The organism is Candidatus Dorea massiliensis AP6 (genome assembly GCF_964245105.1).
Taxonomy (GTDB): Bacteria; Bacillota; Clostridia; order Lachnospirales; family Lachnospiraceae; genus Laedolimicola; species Laedolimicola intestinihominis.
Genome location: NZ_CAXTKW010000008.1, coordinates 71042 through 92465 on the forward strand (window position 1 = coordinate 71042; position 21424 = coordinate 92465).

General features: G+C 51.6%; 20 protein-coding genes, 1 other RNA gene and 1 other annotated feature. Of the genes, 4 read left to right on the top strand and 17 right to left on the bottom strand.

Translation table 11 applies throughout. The features are described from left to right. Window positions 1-46 precede the first annotated feature (46 nt). The 5 genes from ACESZP_RS09635 to ACESZP_RS09655 are packed head-to-tail and all read right to left on the bottom strand — an operon-like array spanning window position 47 to window position 3409. Window positions 47-1045, bottom strand: a complete 999-nt coding sequence (locus ACESZP_RS09635; protein WP_499708883.1) for a peptidylprolyl isomerase — start codon at window positions 1043-1045, stop codon at window positions 47-49. A 6-nt stretch (window positions 1046-1051) separates the two neighbouring features. Next, on the bottom strand, window positions 1052-1315 hold the full coding sequence (locus ACESZP_RS09640) for a glyoxalase (RefSeq protein WP_440322294.1): 264 nt from the start codon (window positions 1313-1315) through the stop codon (window positions 1052-1054). A gap of 31 nt (window positions 1316-1346) precedes the next feature. After that, window positions 1347-2132, bottom strand: a complete 786-nt coding sequence (locus ACESZP_RS09645; RefSeq protein ID WP_499708884.1) for an HAD family hydrolase — start codon at window positions 2130-2132, stop codon at window positions 1347-1349. Further along, the gene (locus ACESZP_RS09650) at window positions 2125-2805 is read right to left on the bottom strand and encodes an HAD family hydrolase (RefSeq protein ID WP_499708885.1); all 681 of its coding nucleotides are present in this window, start codon (window positions 2803-2805) and stop codon (window positions 2125-2127) included. Before ACESZP_RS09650 ends, ACESZP_RS09645 begins: the two co-directional genes overlap by 8 nt. Beyond that, window positions 2795-3409, bottom strand: a complete 615-nt coding sequence (locus ACESZP_RS09655) for a Maf family protein (RefSeq protein WP_499708886.1) — start codon at window positions 3407-3409, stop codon at window positions 2795-2797. Before ACESZP_RS09655 ends, ACESZP_RS09650 begins: the two co-directional genes overlap by 11 nt. Window positions 3410-3574: 165 nt before the next feature. Here ACESZP_RS09655 and ACESZP_RS09660 point away from each other — a divergent pair, with 165 nt between their 5' ends. Then, window positions 3575-3895, top strand: coding sequence for a hypothetical protein (locus ACESZP_RS09660; protein WP_499708887.1), 321 nt, complete (start codon window positions 3575-3577; stop codon window positions 3893-3895). 41 nt (window positions 3896-3936) lie between these two features. Here the strand turns inward: ACESZP_RS09660 and ACESZP_RS09665 are convergent, their stop codons facing one another. The 5 genes from ACESZP_RS09665 to pckA all read right to left on the bottom strand — a co-directional run bounded on the left by ACESZP_RS09665 (window position 3937) and on the right by pckA (window position 9936). Next, on the bottom strand, window positions 3937-4830 hold the full coding sequence (locus ACESZP_RS09665) for a YihY/virulence factor BrkB family protein (RefSeq protein WP_499708888.1): 894 nt from the start codon (window positions 4828-4830) through the stop codon (window positions 3937-3939). Window positions 4831-4911: 81 nt separating this feature from the next. Further along, window positions 4912-6444, bottom strand: a complete 1533-nt coding sequence (locus ACESZP_RS09670) for a SpoIID/LytB domain-containing protein (RefSeq protein WP_499708889.1) — start codon at window positions 6442-6444, stop codon at window positions 4912-4914. 61 nt (window positions 6445-6505) lie between these two features. Continuing rightward, window positions 6506-6686, bottom strand: a non-coding RNA gene (gene ssrS, locus ACESZP_RS09675) — 6S RNA. 124 nt (window positions 6687-6810) lie between these two features. Beyond that, window positions 6811-8157 carry an MATE family efflux transporter gene (locus tag ACESZP_RS09680; RefSeq protein WP_499708890.1) on the bottom strand — a complete coding sequence of 449 codons (1347 nt, stop codon included), beginning with the start codon at window positions 8155-8157 and terminating at the stop codon, window positions 6811-6813. Between the two features lie 165 nt (window positions 8158-8322). After that, entirely contained in the window at window positions 8323-9936 is a 1614-nt protein-coding gene (gene pckA / locus ACESZP_RS09685) for a phosphoenolpyruvate carboxykinase (ATP) (protein WP_440322280.1), read from the bottom strand. 393 nt (window positions 9937-10329) lie between these two features. Here pckA and ACESZP_RS09690 point away from each other — a divergent pair, with 393 nt between their 5' ends. Then, complete coding sequence (locus ACESZP_RS09690; protein WP_499708891.1) at window positions 10330-11694, top strand: citrate/2-methylcitrate synthase; 1365 nt, start codon at window positions 10330-10332, stop codon at window positions 11692-11694. Window positions 11695-11816: 122 nt separating this feature from the next. On the opposite strand, the gene ACESZP_RS09695 is transcribed toward ACESZP_RS09690, so the two are convergent. The 5 genes from ACESZP_RS09695 to ACESZP_RS09715 form a co-directional block, all read right to left on the bottom strand. Further along, window positions 11817-12170 (bottom strand): hypothetical protein, encoded by a 354-nt coding sequence (locus tag ACESZP_RS09695; RefSeq protein WP_499708892.1) that lies wholly within the window; start codon window positions 12168-12170, stop codon window positions 11817-11819. Window positions 12171-12223: 53 nt separating this feature from the next. Further along, window positions 12224-13711, bottom strand: coding sequence for a threonine synthase (thrC, locus tag ACESZP_RS09700; RefSeq protein ID WP_499708893.1), 1488 nt, complete (start codon window positions 13709-13711; stop codon window positions 12224-12226). A gap of 176 nt (window positions 13712-13887) precedes the next feature. Next, complete coding sequence (locus tag ACESZP_RS09705) at window positions 13888-14685, bottom strand: nitrilase-related carbon-nitrogen hydrolase (RefSeq protein ID WP_499708894.1); 798 nt, start codon at window positions 14683-14685, stop codon at window positions 13888-13890. Between the two features lie 182 nt (window positions 14686-14867). Next, window positions 14868-16526, bottom strand: a complete 1659-nt coding sequence (locus ACESZP_RS09710; protein WP_499708895.1) for a 2-isopropylmalate synthase — start codon at window positions 16524-16526, stop codon at window positions 14868-14870. Window positions 16527-16687: 161 nt separating this feature from the next. Beyond that, window positions 16688-16968, bottom strand: a binding site (T-box leader). 50 nt (window positions 16969-17018) lie between these two features. Beyond that, on the bottom strand, window positions 17019-17768 hold the full coding sequence (locus ACESZP_RS09715; RefSeq protein ID WP_499708896.1) for a cell wall hydrolase: 750 nt from the start codon (window positions 17766-17768) through the stop codon (window positions 17019-17021). A gap of 201 nt (window positions 17769-17969) precedes the next feature. Between ACESZP_RS09715 and ACESZP_RS09720 the strand changes: the two genes are divergently transcribed. Beyond that, window positions 17970-18479, top strand: a complete 510-nt coding sequence (locus ACESZP_RS09720; RefSeq protein ID WP_499708897.1) for a DUF6512 family protein — start codon at window positions 17970-17972, stop codon at window positions 18477-18479. A gap of 21 nt (window positions 18480-18500) precedes the next feature. Here ACESZP_RS09720 and leuD read toward each other — a convergent pair whose 3' ends face one another. Beyond that, a complete protein-coding gene (leuD, locus tag ACESZP_RS09725) occupies window positions 18501-18986 on the bottom strand; it encodes a 3-isopropylmalate dehydratase small subunit (RefSeq protein ID WP_499708898.1) in 486 nt (161 codons plus the stop codon). A 12-nt stretch (window positions 18987-18998) separates the two neighbouring features. Beyond that, window positions 18999-20267: a 3-isopropylmalate dehydratase large subunit gene (gene leuC / locus ACESZP_RS09730; protein WP_499708899.1), complete on the bottom strand. Its 1269-nt coding sequence runs from the start codon at window positions 20265-20267 to the stop codon at window positions 18999-19001. A 244-nt stretch (window positions 20268-20511) separates the two neighbouring features. On the opposite strand from leuC, the gene ACESZP_RS09735 reads away from it, so the two are divergent. Beyond that, a complete protein-coding gene (locus ACESZP_RS09735) occupies window positions 20512-21399 on the top strand; it encodes a LysR family transcriptional regulator (RefSeq protein WP_499708900.1) in 888 nt (295 codons plus the stop codon). Window positions 21400-21424: the final 25 nt, after the last annotated feature.

The window sequence follows — 21424 nt, forward strand, 5'->3', positions numbered from 1 at the left end:
CACGCTTAGAAGAGTTTCCCCCGCCCGTTCTTTTTCTGTCTTTGGATTAATTGCCGAAGTATTTGGTGTAGATGGTCATGAAGTTGGGGGCGGCTTCGCCGCTGTAGTCGGCAAAGTGGACTTTGTTCCACTTCTGCCGGTTGAATTCGGATGGGGTGTCGGCCATCAAAGTTTCGTAGGCTTCTGTGAATTCTTCGTCGCGGCGTTTTTCTACCATGGTAATTTTGTTGGCTTCGGTGGCGTCGCGGTCGAAGTTGTTGACGCATTTCAGGATATAGTAGCCGTCGGTGGTTTCGATGACGTTGCTTATCTGATCGTTTTCCAGGGAGAAGGCTGCTTCTTCGTAGGCTGCTTCTTTTTCACCACGGCCTAAGGTTACGGTGGTCTGGCTGTCTCTATTATAAGCGGCGGCTACGGTACCGAAATCTTTGCCTTCGTCCAGGCGGGCTTTGACGCTTTCGGCGTTGTCCAGACTGTCCAGGCGGATCTGCTGGATGGTGATGATACGTGCTTCGTCGTCGCTGACTTCCGTGTTCACGTCTTTGGTGATCTCGGTGTAGACTTTTTTCGATAATACATGGGCGGCGTAGAGGTCTTCTACGTCGCTTTTTTCGACTTTCATATATTTTTTCTGTTCATCGGTCAGAGCGCTGTAATATTCTTCGGCTGCCTGGCTGATTTTTTCTTTTTCAGCATCGCTTAAGGTGACATTGTTTTCTTTAGCCAGCAGGGTTACTGCTTTGACAGAGGCCAGTTGGGCAATAATGGTATCTTTTACATATTCTTCCAGCGTCACGCCGCCAAAATCGTGCTCCCACATTTCCACGCCATAGGCGTTTTCATACTGCTGCTTGTAGTCCATGACGTAAATCATGGCTTCGGGCAGGGTGCAGACGCTTTTGCCCACTTTAAAGAGCTGATCGCCGGTCAGGCCGGTGGTCAGTACAATTTTTGTATTGCTCCATGTGCCGCAGCCGGTCAGGCTGCCCGTCAGTACGATGGCCGCAAGTAGGGCAGCCGCCCCCCGTCTGATGGTTTTTATCATTGTTTTTTATCCCTCCACAATCAGGTAGGTGCCGTCATCCAGGGCGAAGACTTCCGCGGTTTCTTCTACTTCTTCGTCGCTCATGCCGCTGACGTCCATACCGCTTTCTTCCAGATATTCGCGGACATCTTCCAGGCTGTCTACGACCACTGCCATGCAGTCCTCCAGAAATTCTTCCGCCTCTTCCAGGTTCTCCGCCACGGGTTCATCAAAAAGCTGACCCTGGTTCTTCAGAAATGTTTTCAGACATTCTTCTGTATATTCGTTCATTGTGTGCTCTCCTTTTTATTTGTATTCTATCCTACAACAGAGTGCGGAGTACTTTCAGTACGCCGTCGTTGACATTGGTATCCGTGATGTGCTTTGCCGCTTTTCTGACCGGTTCCGCCGCATTGGCTACCGCGTAGCTTTCCGTGGCCGCTGCCAGCATTTCCAGATCATTTAAGTTATCACCGAAAACCATGGTTTCATCCGGACTGATTTTCAGAATCTTCTGGATCTCCCGGATGGCGTGTCCTTTGTTGGATTCCTTGTTCATGAAATCCAGCCAGATGTCTCCTGCTATGGTGCAATGCAGACGCTTGGACCATCTGGGAACCATGTCCTCCGCCACTTTCTCAATGTCATTTTTCCGGTATACGGATATTTTATTGATATGGCGCTCCTCCGCCAGTACATCTTCCACAATCGTCAACCGGCTGTGGTAGCCCAGACGGACCAGATCCACGAACTCCTGATCCGTGCTTTCGGAGTAAAGTCCGCCGTCGGCGTCCAGGGCAAGGCTGGCTCCCGGAATCTTCCGCACTTCCTCTACCCACTCACAGACATCCTTCCAATCGATAACCTCCTCGGACATCAGATAGCCTCTGCAGCTTACATAGGCTCCATTTTCTGAAACGAAGATAATATCGTTCTTAACCGACTCAAACAGTCTGACTATACTGGAATAGGGTCTTCCGCTGGCCGCCGCAAAGATGATATCTTTTTCCTTCAGTTTTCGAATAACATCAAAGATCTCCGGATTGATTTCCGCGGTTCCCTCAGGAAGCAGAGTTCCGTCAATATCGCTGCATATCAATTTAATCATGTATCTGTCCACCCTTTCTGTAGATCTCGGCAATTTCATCCGCCTGTCCCGCGATGGCGTCAGAACCGTTCTCCCGCAGCTCCCGCTCCTCACGGAATCCCCAAAGCACACCCACTGTGTACATGCCGGCTGCGGTTCCGGTCTTCATATCTGTGCTGGTATCGCCCAGATACATGCACTCCTCCGGCTTTACGCCAAACTGCTCCGCGATGTAGAGAGCGCCTGCCGGATCGGGTTTTCTCGGGAATGCCCCGGACTGTCCCTGCACCCAGTCAAACAGCCCCTCCTCCGGAAATACGGTACGGATGACGTTTTTGGTGTTGGAGTCCGGTTTATTGGACAAAACGGCGAGCTTCGCGCCCTGTTTTTTCAGCTCCTTCAAGGCTTCCACGATGCCCGGATAAGGCTTTACGTTATGGAGACAGCCTTCTTTGAAATATTCCATGTAGCGTTCCCGCACCCGTTCAAAGTTCTCACACGCCTCGTCGCCGCCGAAGCGGAGCAGCCGCTGAATCAGGACGTCTACGCCGTCTCCCACAAAAATCTTATACTGCTCTGTCGCAGCTTCCCTCATTCCGAAATCCCGTAAAGCCCGGTTGGCACTCCAGGCAATGGACTCCACACTGTCACAGAGGGTACCGTCCAAATCAAAAATACATGCTTTAAAGCTCATAATATTCCTCCTCTTCCGTCTTCCGCAAATCCACGCCCTTTTTCAGAAGCTCCTGATAAAACCGGGCCGCCGGAAAGCCAACGACCGTGGCGTATTCTCCCTGTATTCCGCGGATATAGGGCATACAGCCGCCCTGTATGGCATAAGCTCCCGCCTTGTCCATGGGCTCGCCGGTCTCAATATAATCCTGAATCCAGGCGTCCGTCATGGGATACATGGATACCTTTGTCCCTTCCGCGAAATGCGCCAACGGCTCGCCGGTCACGGTATCGATCACCGCCACGCCCGTATACACCATATGGGACCCCCCCTGCAGCTCCTTCAGCATCCGAAACGCTTCTTCTTTATCATGGGGCTTTCCCAGAATTTTATTCCCACTGGCCACTACCGTATCGGATCCGATGACCAGCGCGGGCTCTCCTGTCTTGTCCGCCACTTCCCGGGCCTTCTGCAATGCCAGGGCTTTTACTGCCTCTACCGGGTCCGACGTCTCCAGTTTTTCTTCTCCACAGGCCGGATGCACCTGGAAGTTCAGGCCCATATTGCTCAGAATCTCCCTGCGTCTCGGTGACGCGGAAGCCAGTATCAGTTTTCTTTTTTCCAATTTTTCACTCCTCTTTCCCGCTATGCCAGCTTTTTTACCGGCATACCACTTCTATTAGAGTAATATATAATTTTTAGATTGACAATAAATTTTTAATATTTTTTCGCTTTTCTTTTTTCCGGTTTCGTATTACAATAGAGTAAATTTACAAGGAGGGACTGTATCATGAAGAAAATAGCAAAGATTTTTGGAGCAATCGCCGCAGTCGGAGCTGCCGTTGCAGGAGGAGTGGCGCTGTATAAAAAATTCATTTCCCCGAACGAGGATTTCGACGATCTGGAGGATGAGATGGAGGAAGAATTCGAGGACGAGGATCTGGACGCCGACTCTTCGAAGACTGCTGACAGAAGCTATGTGTCCCTGACACCTTCTGAGGAATCTACAGCAAAAGAAGAGGACGCAGAAGAAGAGACTGCTAAAGCCCCAGAGAGCGAAGACGCTCCCGCTGCGGAAGAGGCTGCAGAAGCAGAAGAGAAAGAGATATAAAAAATTCCCGACCGGACGCGCTGCGTCCGGTCGGGAATTTTTTATATCTCTTTCTCTGCCTTTTCCTTCGCTTCTTCCCGAAGCTCCTTTTCCACTTCTGCCTGTTCCTTCTTCTGCTCCCGCAGCATCCGCCGGTAATAGGACACCCGCCGGAACTGATCCTCGAAGTAAGAATTGATCTCCGCGCCAATCAGAATGATATACATACAGAAATACAGCCACAGCATCACCAGCACGATGGTGGTCAGACTGCCGTACATATTGGCCAGACCCGGAGAATATTCCACATAAAGGGAAAATACGATAGAAAATACATACCAGCACACCGCCGCGAAAGCCGCGCCCGGAGCCTGCCGGATGAGCCGCACCTTCCGGTTCGGCACAAAACGGTACAGCACCATAAAGAGTACCGCCAGGATCCCGACGGACACCATGCCTTTCATTTTCAGGATAATCTCCGTCACATAGGTCAGAATCGGAATGTATTCCACCGCCATCTCGTGCAGGGAATTGCCAAAGACCAGAACCACCAGGGACAGGATAATCGCCACCACGAAAACCATCGTATATAACGCGGACTGCAGCCGCAGAATGATATAATTTCTGCGCTCCTCCACATTGTAAATCATATTCATCCCCTGTATCAGACCCATAAAGCCCTTACCTGCGGACCAGGCTGTCATGATCGCGGACAGGGAAATGGTAACTGCCGTCTTGCTGTATACCTCGTCTATAATTCCCAGCACGAACGAATCCATGCTGGGGGGAAAAATCATCTGTGCCGCTTTATAGATATCCGCAGGCGTCAGGGAGGTATACTGTACCAGCGTCACCAAAAGGATGATAAACGGGAAAAAGGACAGCATAATGAAGTATGCAGTCTGCGCTGCATACGCCCCCACACAGTCCTCCTGCATGGCATTCAAAAAGCCCATGATTAACTTTATGCATTTTTTCACAAACTTCATGATTCCCCCGTCATATTCTCGAATCTTTTAACCGTATCTTATATATTATCACATCTCCCTGATATCCGTCAATTCCACATCTGTGTAGAAAAAATGCAGGATTTCTCCGTAGCCTTTTCCCTGCTTCGCCATACCGTTGGCCCCGTTTTGGCTTAAGCCCACGCCATGACCATAGCCGCCGCCTGTGAACCGCCAGCCGGACAGCTCGCCCTTTTCGTCAAACAGAGGCGTAATCCTCATGCAGGCGCTGGGCAGCAGCATGCCGCCCTCCACCCTGCTGCCGTCCCTTCGCCGGATGCTTCCGCCCTGTACATTCAGAAGAGCCCGGGCGTTGTACTCGGTGCTGACCTCGATGGTATGACGGCTGCCGCGAATCTGAAGCTTTGTAACAGCTCCGCCCTCGTTTCTCTCCAGCACGTCGATGCCCCGGATCTGCCCGATGGTTTTGATGGTACGGCTTTCCAGACGACTTCCCAGGCGGATCAGAACCGCGTTCGAATTGGCCGCGATACGCCCTGCCAACGCCTGATTCAGATTTTCCGAGAGTGTCTTGTTGTCGATCTCCGTCTCCCAGCGGTACCAGCTGATATCCGCATCATAGCCGTCCGGATGATCCGCCTCAAGAAATGCGTTAAATTCTTCTTCCTTACTTAAATCTACCGCTTCTCCGGCTGCATCCACGGTCTTTCCGGCCAGATAGGGTGTCGCTGTCTGATCGCCGTCCCACCAGACCTCCTGATTGCCGGTTGCGCCGCAGGATGTGGAAAAATAGTATGCCGTAATCGGACTGCCCTGACAGGTCAGAATCTGCCCGGCGGTTTCTGCCACCGCCCGATCTGTGCCGGCGGTCCGGCCCGTGTTGCCGTAAACCTGGAAGCTGACACTGTCGTCCACATGGGCCTCGCAGTCCGGGTAGGCGTATGTGGAAAGCTCCTGATACGCATAGGTCCGGGCGCAGACCGCCTGGGCCTTCAGGGCTTCCATATGATAGCCGGATGGCATCTCACTGGGCACCACATAGGCCAGATATGTCTCCAGGGGCACCTCATTGACCAGATAGAAGCCCTCGTCCGCAGGCCAGATTTCCAACGCGCCCCCGTAAACGGGATGACCGGCATTTCTGGTCAGGGAAGCCACCCGGATGCCTGCCTCTGCCGCCTGCGTCCGCAGACAACGCGGCCTGCCCTCCAGCGGTTCTCCGTTTAAATACAGCACGCCATCCTCCCCTGTCAGCTCCAGACGGTTTCCTTCCTCTATTGTTTCACCGGTATCCCGGTCCGTCAGGATCAGTTCGTTTCCGTTTTCTGAGATAAACGTTGCTTTTTCATGCAGCAATCCGGCGAAGCCGTCCGTCTTTAAAAGGACACGGATACTGCCGGTAAAAGGCAGCAGCTCCGGCTCCGGTTCTTCTGTCCCGGACTCACGCGCCCCGGGCGCTTCTTCCGTTTCCCTCCTGTCCGAAAATTCCATCTCTGACTTATCCGCCGCGCCGCCATATTTCAGGCTCAGTATCACGCCTAAAATCAGAATTCCTATGGTCAGAATTCCCAGTTTTATCTTCCGGAGCTTCTTTCCTTCCATCCGCATTTTCCCTCCGAACGCAAAAGAAAAGACAGCCGTCTCCGACTGCCCTTATCTTTCTTGTAAACCCAAAGTGCCGTTTCCGCGATTTTGACGCCTAGCTAATGCTAGGTGGGTAACCTCAACTGCCTTTCTGCCTTCCACTGCACAATCGGAGGCCTGACATCCGGACAGAAATGTTGGAATCCCATGAACGTAAATGTAGGTTCAAAATAGCGGGTTCACGCACACCCCAGGAATTCATTCCGTTTCACTTATAAGTTACTCAACTCATGAAATTATTATACTGCAAATGATACTATTTGGCAACAGAAAAAATTATTACTGTTCACTTTATTCTCAGTAATACATCTCGCGGAATCGTGGCTATGAATGGTTAGCAAAAAGCTTACTTACCGCTTTTTTGTAAATCACAAACGCGGCCGCCGCGGTCGCCCATTCGGTCAGCCAGAAGCCGTGCCAGACGCCTGCTGCGCCCAGGAAACGGCTCAGCACAAAGCCTGCCGGAACCAACAGAACCAGGTAACGAAGCAGTGAAATCACCAGGGACTGTACGCCCTGTCCCAGCCCCTCCAGCACGCCGCCGGAGATAATGGACACAGAGGATACCAGAAAGCCCAGAGAAATGATGCGCAGAGCTTCGGCTCCCATCTGCACTGTCGCGGCATTTTCCGTAAAGAGGCCGAACAGCTGGTTCGGGAACAGGACGCAGATGACCGTACCGAAAGCCATGATGACCGCCGCCAGTGTCAGCGCCGTCCGGTAAATTTTCCGCACCCGCTGTTCCTCTCCGGCGCCGTAGTTATAACCCACTAACGGGCGGATACCCTGCACGATGCCATTTGCGGTCAGATACAGGAAGGTCTGTAGTTTATAATATACGCCCAGCACCAGCACATAGACGTCTGAAAATCCGGCAAGAACCGCGTTTAAAGCGGAAATTGTCAGAGATGGTACCGCAAGATTCAGAGTGGCCGGAATACCCACGCTATAGATATGGCTCAGCACATCCTTTTCAAGGCTCAGGGCTTTTCTGGTGATTCGCACCGGAATCGGGCGTACAACATAAATGATCAGATACACAGCCACACTGACGGTCTGTCCGATGCCCGTTGCCAGGGCCGCGCCCTCGATACCCATAGCCGGAAAGGGTCCAACGCCGAAGATCAGCAGCGGATCCAGAATAATATTGCTGATACAGCCTGCCATGAGGCTTACCATGGACACCTTCATCCTTCCTACTGCCTGAAAGATTTTCTCAAAGCTCAGGCTAAAGGAAATCATCACCGCAAAGGCAAAAACGATGCGGGAATACCGCAGCGCATAGTCGATAACCCCTGTATCCTTCGAATACAACCGCAGAAAGCCCGGCATCACCAGCAGACAGATGATCATCAGAATCAGGCTCTGAACCGCATTGATGAAAAAGCCGGCAGAAGCCGCCCGATCCGCCTGCTCCTTTCGCTGTGCCCCCAGATAGAAGGCAATGGTGGCGTTGATGCCGACGCCAAAGCCGATGGTAATCGCATTGATCAGATTTTGAATCGGATAGACCAGGGACAGGGCCGTCATGGCCTCCTCGCTGATGCTGGCCACAAAATAGCTGTCCACGATATTGTACAGGGAATTGACCAGCATGGAAAGCACCATGGGCAGGGACATCGAAAGCACCAGACCCAGAATCGGTTTCTCTTTCATGAAAGTATCGTTCATTTCGTATCTCCTCTTATTTTCCCGCATAAAAATACCACACAGATATGATCTCTCATATCTGTGTGGCGAAAAGCAGAATCACTCTGGAAAAATCCACTTCCCTTTCGGGTTTTAATGGAGTCATTCTAACATGTTCTTTTTTTACTGTCAATCCCTTTGTATAAATTAGAGCTGCGGACCTGCTGCAACCAGTGCCTTGCCGTCTGCGTTGCTCTCATATTTTGCAAAGTTCTTGATGAAACGCTGTGCCAGATCCTTAGCCTTTGCATCCCACTCTGCAGCATCTGCGTATGTATCACGCGGATCCAGAATGCCTGCATCAACTCCCGGAAGAGCTGTCGGTACCTCAAAGTTGAAGTACGGAATGGTCTTGGTCTCTGCGTTCAGAATATCGCCGTTCAGGATAGCGTCGATGATTCCACGGGTATCCTTGATGGAGATACGCTTGCCTGTGCCGTTCCATCCTGTATTTACCAGGTATGCCTTAGCGCCGCTCTTTTTCATCTTCTTAACCAGCTCATGAGCGTACTTGGTCGGATGCAGCTCCAGGAATGCCTGGCCGAAGCATGCGGAGAAGGTCGGTGTCGGCTCTGTGATTCCACGCTCGGTTCCTGCAAGCTTTGCAGTAAATCCGGACAGGAAGTAGTACTCAGTCTGCTCCGGCGTCAGAACGGATACCGGCGGAAGTACGCCGAATGCGTCTGCGGACAGGAAGATAACGTTCTTCGCGTCCGGACCGGAAGAAATAACATTTACATTCTGCGCGATCTTCTCGATGTGATTAATCGGGTAAGATACACGTGTATTCTCTGTAACACTCTTATCTGCGAAGTCAACCTTGCCGTCCTTGTCCAGAGTTACGTTCTCCAGAAGAGCGTTTCTCTTGATGGCATTGTAGATATCCGGCTCAGACTCTTTGTCCAGGTTGATAACCTTTGCATAGCAGCCGCCCTCGAAGTTGAATACGCCGTTGTCGTCCCAGCCGTGCTCGTCATCACCGATCAGAAGACGTTTCGGGTCGGTAGACAGAGTTGTCTTACCTGTTCCGGAAAGACCGAAGAAGATAGCGGTGTTCTTTCCTTCCATATCTGTGTTTGCAGAGCAGTGCATGGAAGCGATGCCCTTCAGCGGCAGATAGTAGTTCATCATGGAGAACATACCCTTCTTCATCTCTCCGCCGTACCAGGTATTGACGATAACCTGCTCGCGGCTGGTGATGTTGAACATAACTGCGGTCTCAGAGTTCAGACCCAGCTCCTTGTAGTTCTCTACCTTTGCCTTGGATGCGTTGTATACAACGAAGTCCGGCTCAAAGTTCTCCAGCTCCTCAGCGGTCGGCTGAATAAACATATTGGTTACGAAATGAGCCTGCCAAGCTACCTCTACGATAAAACGGATAGCCATGCGTGTGTCCTTGTTTGCGCCGCAGAATGCGTCTACTACGTACAGCTTCTTATCGGACAGCTCTTTCTTTGCAATATCCTTTACTGCAGCCCATGCTTCCTGAGTTGCCGGATGGTTATCGTTCGGATACTCCTCGGATGTCCACCATACGGTGTCCTTGGAATTCTCATCCATAACGATGAATTTATCTTTGGGGGAACGTCCGGTATAAATACCTGTCATAACGTTCACTGCGCCAAGCTCGCTCTCCTGGCCCTTTTCAAAGCCTTCCAGACCCGGCTTTGTCTCCTCTTCGAAAAGCATCTCGTAAGAAGGATTGTGTACGATCTCTGTGGTACCTGTGATACCATACTGAGTTAAATCAATCTTTGCCATCTTTCACTCGACCTCTTTCTTTGTATTATATGTGTCAACTAAAGGGTCCCTCTGCATGTAGCTGCCATCCTGCATACAGGGCTTACCCGCCCACGCCACTTATTATCACATCTTGTGAAAAAAAAGTCAAGGAAAAGTACTTAAAATAATACAATTTATTTCGCCAGAATTCTCATTTGTTACCATTTTCTTAAAAATCTGTAAACTTTCTGTTTTTTGCATGATTTTCTGTCCGCTTTATGATATGATAACTCCAATACGCGGCGGAACAGTGTCTGTGCAAAGTAATTCAATGAATACTCTTTCATATCCGCCCGGCAGACATATCTGAACATCACAGGACACCCGTTACCAACAGAACATCTGTTATACTTTCGAAAGGAGATTTTGCCTATGCAGATCAATTCATATTCCGAAATCACACCCGAAATTCTGGATCTCTCCCGCTTAAGCGAGAAAACCAGCCAGATTAACACAGAGCTTTATAAAAAATACGATGTAAAACGGGGACTGCGCGACATCAGCGGCCAGGGCGTGCTGGCCGGTCTCACGGAGATCGGCGAGATTCACGCCTACGATATGGTGGACGGTAAGCTGGTTCCCTGCGAGGGAAAGCTGTTCTACCGGGGCATGGATATCGAGGAGCTGGTGCGTGGCTTCGTATCGGAAGGCCGCTTCGGCTTTGAGGAAATCACCTATCTGCTGCTCTTTGGGGAACTGCCGAATTCAGACGAGCTTTCTTCCTTCCGGGAGCTTCTGGGCTCCTACCGTTCCCTGCCCACCCATTTTGTCCGGGATATCATTATGAAAGCTCCCAGTAAGGATATGATGAACACCCTGGCAAGAAGCGTCCTGACCCTGTACTCCTACGACAACCGTGGCGACGACATCTCTATTCCCAACGTACTCCGCCAGTCCCTGCAGCTCATCGCCCTGTTCCCGATGCTCTCGGTCTATGGCTATCAGGCTTACGCCCATTACCACGATGGCAAGAGCCTCTACATCCACCCGCCGAAGCCGGAGCTGTCTACAGCGGAGAATATTCTTTACACCCTGCGTCCCGACAGCAGGTACACAGACTTCGAGGCCAAGATTCTCGACATCGCCCTGGTGCTTCATATGGAGCACGGCGGCGGTAATAACTCTTCCTTCACCACCCATGTGGTCTCTTCCTCCGGTACCGACACCTACTCCTCGGTGGCTGCCTCTCTTGGCTCCTTAAAGGGTCCCCGGCACGGCGGCGCGAATATCAAGGTGGTGCGGATGTTCGAGGATATGAAGCAGCAGGTGAAAGACTGGACCAATGAGGAAGAGGTAAGCGCTTATCTGCGTGCTCTGCTCCACAAGGAAGCCTTTGACCATGCAGGACTTATCTATGGAATGGGCCATGCGGTCTACTCCCTCTCTGACCCCCGTGCGAACATCTTCAAATCCTTTGTCAAGCGTCTCTCCGTGGAAAAGGGACGGGAAGAGGAATTCGCCCTTTATTCCATGGTGGAACGGCTGGCCCCCCAGATCATCGGCGAGGAACGCAAAATCTACAAAGGCGTCAGCGCCAATGTGGACTTCTACAGCGGCTTTGTATACAGCATGCTGGATCTTCCCCTGGAGCTCTACACCCCGATCTTCGCCATGGCCCGTATCGTGGGCTGGAGCGCCCACCGCATCGAGGAGCTGGCGAATAACGGCAAGATCATCCGTCCGGCATATAAGAGCGTGGCCGAGCGGCAGGAGTATGTGAAGCTCGCTGAGCGGTAATCCGCTTTCTTCCGAAAATGATACAGCCTTCGGCGGTCAGATTTCTGTGTTTCTGATCCGAAGGCTGTTTTTCATATAAAAATCCCGGCAGCTTTTTCATTCTGCCGGGATCCTCACATATTTTACCAGAACTTTTCGGTTCCCTTTCGCGCCATCAGCGCGAACCAGATCAGCACCAGCAAAAACACAAACATCATTACATTGTAAAGCATAGAGGGAAGCGGTGTCACATAGCTGTTGACCAGCCCCATACCGCCGTAAATCACAGCGCTCACTCCAAACACTACCATCTTCGGCGCTATATAAGCCTTGTAGCCTTCCAAATCCTTACACTTTTTCAATTCAATATCCTTACTCATCAGGACTTCCTGCTTAATTTCGCCCTTTTTTTTCATAAGAAACCAGGCATACAGCATATAGACGCCGGCTCCCACAAAAATAATATCCAGAAAGCTCCATATATTACCCATTTTCATACCTGTGGCCGTCCTCTCTCCCGGGGACAGCGCTTCCTTTTCTTTTTTTGAGCTTACATACCGAGAAATGCCTTTACAGCCGCCTTCATCTCCGGTACCTCCACTACGGTATCATGCAAAACCGGAGCGGTGCGGATCTCCTCTACCGCCTTCGGAACTGCCACGCCGGACAGCTTCGACAGCTCATCCGCCAGTGCGAAGTCATCCTTGCCCTCGCAGTCCACGCCCATGGCCTCCAGGACGCTTCTGGTGAACTTAAAGGGGCTTGCGGTAGACGCGATCACAGCTTTTGTCCGGTCTCCTGTCTCTGCCTGATACTTCTTATATACACAGTCCGCTACCGCCGTATGGGTATCAATGACATAGCCATTTTCATCATACAGATCGTGAATGGTCTTCGCAGTCTCCTGCTCCGTCGCGTAATTTCCATAGAAATCACCCAGCTTTTCCCGCATGGCCGGGGTAATCTCATACTTTCCGCTCTCACTTAAGGACTTCATGAACGCTGCGTCCGCTTTGTCGTCGTGACCGGCGATACGGTAAATCAGACGCTCCAGATTGCTGGAAATCAGAATGTCCATGGACGGGGAAGTGGTCAGCACAAATTTCCGATTCCGGTCGTAGCTGCCGGTCCGGAAGAAATCATACAGCACCTTATTGTCATTGGAGGCGCAAATCAGCTTCTCAAGGGGCATACCCATCTGCTTTGCGTAATATGCCGCCAGAATATTGCCGAAGTTGCCGGTGGGAACCACCACGTTGATCTTCTCATCCTTTTCAATCTCGCCATTTGCATATAATTTCGCGTAAGCATATACATAATATACAATCTGCGGAACCAGACGGCCAATGTTAATAGAGTTTGCGGAAGAAAACTGGAAGCCTGCCGCGTCCATTTCCTTCGCCAGATCCTTATCACCGAAAATGGCCTTTACCCCGCTCTGGGCGTCATCGAAATTGCCATGGATACCGATGACCTTCACATTCTTACCCTTCTGGGTCACCATCTGCTTCTCCTGTACGGGGCTGACGCCGTTCTTCGGGTAGAATACCACAATTCTGGTACCAGGCACATCGGCGAAGCCTGCCATAGCTGCCTTGCCGGTATCGCCGGAGGTAGCGGTCAGGATCACGATCTCATTTTTTACCTGATTCTTCTTTGCGGAAACGGTCATCAGATGGGGCAGGATGGAGAGCGCCATATCCTTGAACGCGATGGTGGAACCATGGAACAGCTCCAGGAAATAAGCGCCGTCCGCCTTCACAAGCGGCGCGATCTCCGGCGTATCAAACTTCTCGTCGTAAGCGCTGTCGATGCAGTGCTTCAGCTCCTCCTCTGTAAAATCCGTCAGGAACTTGCTCATAACCGCGTAAGCTGTCTCCTGATAGCTCATCTTTGCCAGCTCATCCAGACTTACATTCAGTGCCGGAATCTCCATCGGCACAAACAGACCGCCGTCCGCGGAAAGACCCTTTAAGATAGCCTGGGAAGCAGTTACCTGCACACTGGAATCTCTGGTACTTCTGTATAACAAATCCATAGTAGTTGTCCCCTTTTCTTGTATTCTGATCACTGCATCTGCTGAACTGCCCTTTTTCAGGAGCGAGATCGCAAATCGTGATTCTTTGTTCTCACAAAATTCCCGCTTATTATACCAGATCATAGGAACCGCGTCAATGCGCAGCTCTTTATTACGTTAAATCATTACGTCAAAAGTTAAATATGCAGCCCATCCGCCAGCTTTCGGTACAGCTCCGGCTTCCGGTCAATCTTTGCCGGGAACGCTGCCCGGTATTTCCGCACCATTTCCAGATCCAGGTCAGCCACCAGCAGTTCTTCCGTTCTTCCGCCATGGGCCAATTCCCGTCCCAACGGATCTACAATCATGGAATCCCCGCTGTACACCGAGGTTCTGGCATGTCCTACCCGGTTGATTCCGGCGATGTAACACTGATTCTCGATGGCGCGGGCTTTTAAAAGGGTCTTGAAATGCTCCACCCGGTCCTCCGGCCAGTTGGCGGGAACCACGATAAGCTCCGCCTGTGGGGAGGCAAGCTGAAAGATCTCCGGAAAGCGCAGATCATAGCAGATAAAGGGAGCTATGGTCCAGTCGCCTACCTTACAGAAACTTAGGGAATCGCCGCCTGCGTAATGCACCGATTCTGTTCCGAAGGTAAAGGGATGGATCTTCCGGTAATCCGTCAGAATCTCGCCCTTGGGACTTATCATTGCGTAACGGTTATAGGACTTGGGCTCCCGGTATTCTACGTAACCCACACCGATGTAGAGGCCGTATTCCACCGCCTTTTTCGCAAAATAGTTCAGCGTCTCCGGCTTCTCCGCCGGTTCCCCGATCTTCTCCGGATGCATGGAAAAGCCGGTCATGCTCATTTCCGGAAATAGGACAAGCTCCGCCTGTCCTTCTCTCGCTTCTTGCAAAAAGCTCTCCGCGTGCTCAAAATTTTCGTATTTTGCCTCCCAGAGAGGCTCCGTCTGTGCCAGTGCGATCCGCATACCCGTTTCTTTCCTTTCCTTTTTTCTTCTTATTTTGTATTATAGTCCATTCTATCCGGCATTTCCACAGGACTTTGAAAAACCACAGTTTTGGCACAGCATGTCCGCCACAGACGTACATATAAAATGAGGCCTCTGAACGTGGAGAGACCTCATTTTTCCGCTTGTTTTTATCCTGTTTTCTATGCCACGGAATTGTTGATGGCTGTCAGCAGCGCGTCGATGGAGGCACGGATGATATCCGGGTCCACGCCTGCGCCCCAGGCCAGGGTTCCGTCCGGCTTCTGGAGACCCACATAGGCGATAGCGCGGGAGCTGGAACTCTGCTCCAGAGCGTGCTCCTGATAAGTAACCAGGCTGTACTCCAGGCCGTATCCCTTCTTAAGCGCATTGCTGACTGCGTTCAGACGACCGTTTCCGGTAGCGTAGAGAACCTTCTTTTCTCCCTGATACTCGGTATGTACCTCTGCCGTGATACCGTCCACCTGCTTGAAATGTACTTCCGTGATATTGTAGGGAGCCGTAATGCCCTCGAACTTCTTCTTGAAGATCTCGAAGATCTCCTCCGGCATCAGCTCCTTGTTCTGGTGATCGGACGCGTCCTTGGCCGCGTAGCCCATAGCCTCGCGCATCTTCGGCGGCAGATTGAGACCGAAGTTGTGCTCCAGAATGTAGCCCACGCCGCCCTTGCCGGACTGGCTGTTGATACGAATCACGTCCGCGTCGTAGTTGCGGCTCACGTCGGTGGGGTCGATGGGCAGGTACGGTACGGTCCAGTGCTCCGGATCGTTCTCCACACGGTAGTTCATGCCCTTGGCGATGGCGTCCTGATGGGAACCGGAGAAGGCTGCGAATACCAGCGCTCCTGCGTAGGGGCTTCTCTCATTGACCTTCATGCCCGTGAACTTCTCATAAGCCTCGCAGATCTCCGGCATGTTGCTGAAGTCCATCTTCGGATCCACGCCCTGGGAATACATGTTCATGGCCAGGGTTACCACATCCACATTACCGGTACGCTCGCCGTTGCCAAACAGGGTTCCCTCCACACGATCAGCGCCAGCCAGCAGGCCCATCTCAGTGTCCGCCACGCCGCAGCCACGGTCATTGTGGGGATGCAGGGAAACGATAACGTTCTCGCGGTATTTCAGGTTCTCGCACATGTACTCCACCTGGCTTGCGTATACATGGGGCATGGAGTGCTGTACAGTAACCGGAAGGTTGATGATGGCCTTCTTATCTGCGGTAGGCTTCCATACATCCAGAACGGCATTACATACCTCCAGCGCGTACTCCGGCTCCGTTCCGGTGAAGCTCTCCGGGCTGTACTCGAAACGGAAGTTACCCTCAGTCTCGTCCGCCAGCTTCTTCAGAAGCTCCGCGCCGTCCACGGCGATCTTCAGGATCTCTTCTTTGGATTTATGGAATACCTGCTCCCGCTGTGCCACGGAAGTGGAATTGTATACATGAACAATGGCCTGCTTTGCGCCCTCCAGCGCCGCAAAGGTTTTGCGGATGATGTGCTCTCTGGCCTGGGTCAGTACCTGGATAGTCACGTCGTCCGGAATCAGATCCTGCTCAATCAGGGTACGCAGGAACTCATACTCGGTCTCAGACGCCGCCGGAAAGCCCACCTCAATCTCCTTGAAGCCTACTTTGCAGAGGAGCTTGAAAAAGCCCACCTTCTGCTCCAGAGTCATGGGAACCACCAGCGCCTGGTTGCCGTCACGCAAATCCACGCTGCACCATACGGGAGCCTTGTCTACGTAATCCTTCTCGGCCCACTTCATACAGGGGTACGGCGGTAAAAAGTACTGTCTCTGGTATTTCCTGTAATTCATCATGATGTTTTCTCTCCTTTTGTTCTGTGTGTTGTGTTATTCTGCATTTCGATAATAGATATGCGGTATGGCAACCTACAGGAACGTGGATTTCCGCAACGAGATAAAATACGCTTCGCGAATTTTACTCGCGTAAAAAAATCCGCCTCCGTCAGCCTGCTGCCAACGGAGACGGAAGACTTATTCGCCTTACGCGGTACCACTCCATTTTTGTGAATCTCATTCACACTCTCATCGGATACGGATTCTTATCTGAACCTTATATCCTCCCCGCTGTAACGGTCGGGCTCCGTCTGCGTCTACTTTCCGATTTTCTGAAAATCAGACATCGGATTTCGGACAGCCGCTCTGAGGTCAGTTCCCCCTCTCTCTTCCACTGCTTCACACCAGCCAGCAGCTCTCTGCACTCCAAGGGAATCGTACTACTCCTCGTCCTCGCATTTATCTAATATCTGTAGTTTAGGATAGCAAATGTCGCTGTTATTGTCAACCCCTTTATAAATAAAACTCATGCCCATGGTAGGCAAAGAGCAGCGTCAGGTGCTCCCGGAACCACTTAAGGTTTCCGGCGTCGGCCAGGGTGGGGTTTACGAAATAGAGAGCGCCTTCGGAGACGTCCTCGCCGGTCAGAGCCCGGGCTACGGCGGCGCGGGTGGCGTCGGAGACGGTGACGCGCGCTATCTTGCCGGTGTGTACCGGGGAGAACTGGGCTTTGCCGTTCTTCCGCTGGTAGACGACTTCGCTTACTGTATTCGGAAAGGCTGCGCTTCGGACGCGGTTCAGGACCACGTTGGCCACCAGCAGACGGCCTGTCTCATCCTCGCCGGAGGCTTCGGCCTCCACGATGCGCAGGAGGGCGTCATAGTCCTCCGCGGTGATGACGTAAATGCTATTCTCCGGAACGGCCAGTTCCGGCTGCACTGCGGCAGCTTCTGTCACCGGTTCTGTCTCTGCTGTTTCTTCCTCCAAAATTACGGTCTGATCTATCTCTTCCTCCGGCCAGTCTGCCTGTGCCTCTGCGTAAGTCTGCCGCATCCGGCCGGAATCTACACGGTTCTCCGCCACAGCGCCAAGCAGCTCTGTCCCGATTCCCCGGAGCACCCCGGCGGTATCATCCTCTGTCGATCTGTCAATACTTTCACTTTCGTAAGAGATTTTCGCTTCCACATCCTTCGTATCGGCGGACACCATCAAAAGCATACCTGCCAATCCCAGCACGATTGCACCATCTCTTAGTCTGTTCATACGCCCATTATAGAAATGATTGTCTGCTCCGTCAAGCCTTCCGTAATAATTTTGTAACATTTTTTGTATTTATTTTCCTGTTTTATCCTTTTCTTGAATAATTCCAGTGAAATAAACAAAAAATATTTTTCAGAGGACAGACATTTTGGAGCATTTTCTGTTCTAAATTTAATGGAAGCTGTTATCCGAAGGAGTACTTTTATGAAAATCCGTGAGCGCATCAACCTGGCTGCCGGGATTCTGTTTACGCTGATCATCGGCACGCTGTTACACTTCACCTATGAATGGAGCGGGGAAAACCCTTTTGTGGCCCTCTACTCTCCAGTCAATGAGTCCGTCTGGGAACACTTAAAGCTTTTGTTTTTCCCTGTGCTGCTCTATACCTTTTTTGAAATCATCGTGCTGTATAAGACCTCCGGGCATTTTCTCACGTCCCGGCTTCTGGCGGTCTGCATTGGAATGTTTTTTATCGCGTCCGCATTTTTCACCTACACGGGACTTCTGGGACGGGATTTTCTGGTGCTGGATATTCTCATTTTTATACTGAGTGTACTTTTGACCTTCTTTCTGTCCCGGTATTTTGAGGTACGCTGTCCGGGGCTCCGGCTGCCGCTCCTGGCGGTCTATGTGCTGCTGCTTCTCCTCGTCATCTGCTTCTTCTCCTTCAGCTTCGCGCCGCCGGAGCTGCCGCTGTTTACGCCGCCTGCATAACATGAAAAGAACGTTCTGCCTTTATTTCTGATTGATATAATTGATCAGTCCCTCGGCCTTAATAATCTTCTGCATAAATTCCGGGAAGGCCTGACCCTGGTACTGCTTGCCGCTGGTGCGGTTGTAAATGATACCGCTGTCGAAGTCCACCTCTACCTCGTCTCCGTCCTGAATATCCTTTGCCGCCTCCGGACACTCAATGATCGGAAGTCCGATATTGATGGCGTTGCGATAAAAGATACGCGCGAAGGTCTCCGCGATAACGCAGGAAATACCAGACACCTTGATGACCAGCGGCGCGTGCTCGCGGGAGGAGCCGCAGCCGAAGTTCTTGCCTGCCACCATGATATTGCCGGGCTGTACCTTCTTCACGAAATCCCTGTCGATATCCTCCATGCAGTGCTCCGCCAGTTCTTTGGGGTCTGCGATGGCCAGATATCTGGCGGGAATGATTACGTCTGTATCTACATTGTCTCCGTATTTAAATACTTTTCCTTTTGCCTGCATCTTTTCTTCCTCCTATAATCCAAGCTCTGCCGGTGCGCTGATTTGTCCGGTCACGGCGCTGGCTGCGGCTACGGCCGGGCTTGCCAGATATACCTCGGAATCCACGTGTCCCATACGGCCTACGAAGTTCCGGTTGGTGGTGGATACGCAGCGCTCGCCTGCTGCCAGAATTCCCATATATCCGCCCAGGCAGGGTCCGCAGGTGGGTGTGCTGACCACAGCACCCGCCTCAATGAAGATCTTTAAGAGTCCCTCGTCCATAGCGTCCATGTAGATCTTCTGGGTTCCCGGAATCACGATGCAGCGAAGTCCCTTCTTCACCTTGCGGCCTTTCAGAATCTCAGCGGCTGCACGCAGGTCGTCGATACGTCCATTGGTACAGGAACCGATGACTACCTGATCGATCTCTACCGGATCGGTGATTTCGTCGATGGTCTTCGTATTCTCCGGTAGATGCGGGAATGCGACGGTGGACTTTAATTCGCTCAGATCGATGGTGTACTCCTCATCGTACTCTGCGTCCGGGTCTGCCTCGTAAATCTTATATTCCCTCTTTGAATGCTCCTTCATATAAGCAATGGTTTTCTCATCCACCGGGAAGATGCCGTTCTTGCCGCCTGCCTCGATGGCCATGTTAGCGATGGTGAATCGGTCATCCATAGACAGATCTTTGATTCCCTCGCCCACAAATTCCATGGATTTATAAAGGGCGCCGTCTACGCCGATCATGCCGATGATGTGCAGGATTACATCTTTACCGCTGACCCATTTGGAGGGCTTGCCTATGATATTGAATTTAATGGCGGACGGTACCTTGAACCAGGCCTTGCCGGTGGCCATGCCTGCTGCCATGTCGGTGCTTCCCACACCAGTGGAAAACGCGCCCAGGGCTCCGTAGGTACAGGTGTGTGAATCTGCACCGATGATGCAGTCGCCTGCTACGGTCAGTCCTTTTTCCGGAAGCAGCGCATGCTCGATGCCCATCTCTCCCACGTCGAAGTAATTGGTTACCTCCTGACGACAGGCAAATTCACGGACGCATTTGCAGTTTTCCGCAGATTTGATGTCCTTGTTCGGAATAAAATGATCCATAACCAGGGCGATTTTGTCCTTATGAAATACATCCTGTCTGTTCAGCTTCTGCATCTCGCGGATAGCTACCGGTGTGGTGATATCATTTCCCAGAACCAGATCCAGATCGGCCTCGATGAGCTGTCCCGCTTTTACCTCAGGAAGGCCGGCGTGCGCCGCAAGGATCTTCTGTGTCATTGTCATTCCCATGATTTTGTTCTCCTTTTATCTGTAGTTTCTGCATATCTGTGGAAATAAGCTCCTTTCGGGTATGCAGTCTTTATTTTCAGCTTCTTGTATTCTAGCACATTTATTGATATAATCAAAATACATATTAATAATATTTATTATAACTATAAGTTATGTTTCAAAAAATTAGGAATAACCTGATGATTCCTGCTGAAATTCTTTGCAGCGTCAGGCTTCTCTCCTTTTTATAGAAAGGATTTGAATCATGAACCAGAATCTATCCCTCTACCGCATTTTCTACACGGTCGCCCTGACCGGCAATATTTCTCACGCCGCCGACGAACTCTTTATCAGCCAGCCCGCAGTCAGCAAGTCTATCCGAAAGCTGGAGCAGTCTATGAACACGGCTCTCTTTACCCGGTCCTCCCGGGGGGTCCAGCTGACCGAAGACGGGGAACTGCTTTTCTCACATGTGAAATCCGCTTTTCGGACCCTGGAAAACGCGGAAAATCAGCTTCGCCTCCGCCGGGAGCTGGGCATGGGGCAGCTTCGTATCGGGGCCAGCTCGACTCTCTGCAAATATGTGCTGATGCCGAGGCTCAAGGATTTTATTAAAACCCATCCGCACCTGCGGGTGACCATTTCCTGTCAGGCTACCAATCAGACGCTCCAGATGCTGGAAAATGGCGATCTGGATCTGGGGCTGACCGGTCGGCCCGAGGATCCGGGGACGCTGCTTTTTTCGCCGGTCATGGAGATTCAGGATACATTTGTGACCACCCGGGATTATCTTGATAATCTGTCCCGGCAGCTGGGGCAGCCTGTTCCCGAGAATCTGACTGCTGAGGATTCTGTTTCTTTCATAAAAAATGGCGTCCTGATGCTGCTGAATCGGGAGAATCTGACCCGGCAGTATCTGGACGCGCATATGAAGGAGCATACGCTGTTTCCGGAAAATGTGTTGGAGACCACCTCCATGGATCTGCTCATTGATTTCGCCAGGGTAGGGCTCGGCATTGCCGGGGTGATCCGACAATTTGTGCAGACGGAGCTGCAAAGCGGTTCTCTCATCGAGCTGCCGCTGCCGTTTCCAATCGCTCCCCGGGAAATCGGGTTTCTGTGCCGAGAAGAGGCGGAGTATAAAAGGATTTAGCTTGTGTACGGACAGGAGAAGAACC

What these genes read in the sequence shown, in the direction of transcription:
- ACESZP_RS09720 (WP_499708897.1), top strand. Translation starts at nt 17,970, where the DNA reads ATGAAAATCCGTGAGCGCATCAACCTGGCTGCCGGGATTCTGTTTACG.
- ACESZP_RS09645 (WP_499708884.1), bottom strand. Translation starts at nt 2,132, where the DNA reads ATGATTAAATTGATATGCAGCGATATTGACGGAACTCTGCTTCCTGAG.
- ACESZP_RS09705 (WP_499708894.1), bottom strand. Translation starts at nt 14,685, where the DNA reads ATGCGGATCGCACTGGCACAGACGGAGCCTCTCTGGGAGGCAAAATAC.
- leuC (WP_499708899.1), bottom strand. Translation starts at nt 20,267, where the DNA reads ATGGGAATGACAATGACACAGAAGATCCTTGCGGCGCACGCCGGCCTT.
- ACESZP_RS09665 (WP_499708888.1), bottom strand. Translation starts at nt 4,830, where the DNA reads ATGGGCTTTTTGAATGCCATGCAGGAGGACTGTGTGGGGGCGTATGCA.
- ACESZP_RS09640 (WP_440322294.1), bottom strand. Translation starts at nt 1,315, where the DNA reads ATGAACGAATATACAGAAGAATGTCTGAAAACATTTCTGAAGAACCAG.
- thrC (WP_499708893.1), bottom strand. Translation starts at nt 13,711, where the DNA reads ATGGATTTGTTATACAGAAGTACCAGAGATTCCAGTGTGCAGGTAACT.
- ACESZP_RS09735 (WP_499708900.1), top strand. Translation starts at nt 20,512, where the DNA reads ATGAACCAGAATCTATCCCTCTACCGCATTTTCTACACGGTCGCCCTG.
- ACESZP_RS09710 (WP_499708895.1), bottom strand. Translation starts at nt 16,526, where the DNA reads ATGATGAATTACAGGAAATACCAGAGACAGTACTTTTTACCGCCGTAC.
- ACESZP_RS09650 (WP_499708885.1), bottom strand. Translation starts at nt 2,805, where the DNA reads ATGAGCTTTAAAGCATGTATTTTTGATTTGGACGGTACCCTCTGTGAC.
- ACESZP_RS09690 (WP_499708891.1), top strand. Translation starts at nt 10,330, where the DNA reads ATGCAGATCAATTCATATTCCGAAATCACACCCGAAATTCTGGATCTC.
- pckA (WP_440322280.1), bottom strand. Translation starts at nt 9,936, where the DNA reads ATGGCAAAGATTGATTTAACTCAGTATGGTATCACAGGTACCACAGAG.
- ACESZP_RS09635 (WP_499708883.1), bottom strand. Translation starts at nt 1,045, where the DNA reads ATGATAAAAACCATCAGACGGGGGGCGGCTGCCCTACTTGCGGCCATC.
- ACESZP_RS09715 (WP_499708896.1), bottom strand. Translation starts at nt 17,768, where the DNA reads ATGAACAGACTAAGAGATGGTGCAATCGTGCTGGGATTGGCAGGTATG.
- ACESZP_RS09695 (WP_499708892.1), bottom strand. Translation starts at nt 12,170, where the DNA reads ATGAAAATGGGTAATATATGGAGCTTTCTGGATATTATTTTTGTGGGA.
- leuD (WP_499708898.1), bottom strand. Translation starts at nt 18,986, where the DNA reads ATGCAGGCAAAAGGAAAAGTATTTAAATACGGAGACAATGTAGATACA.
- ACESZP_RS09680 (WP_499708890.1), bottom strand. Translation starts at nt 8,157, where the DNA reads ATGAACGATACTTTCATGAAAGAGAAACCGATTCTGGGTCTGGTGCTT.
- ACESZP_RS09660 (WP_499708887.1), top strand. Translation starts at nt 3,575, where the DNA reads ATGAAGAAAATAGCAAAGATTTTTGGAGCAATCGCCGCAGTCGGAGCT.
- ACESZP_RS09670 (WP_499708889.1), bottom strand. Translation starts at nt 6,444, where the DNA reads ATGGAAGGAAAGAAGCTCCGGAAGATAAAACTGGGAATTCTGACCATA.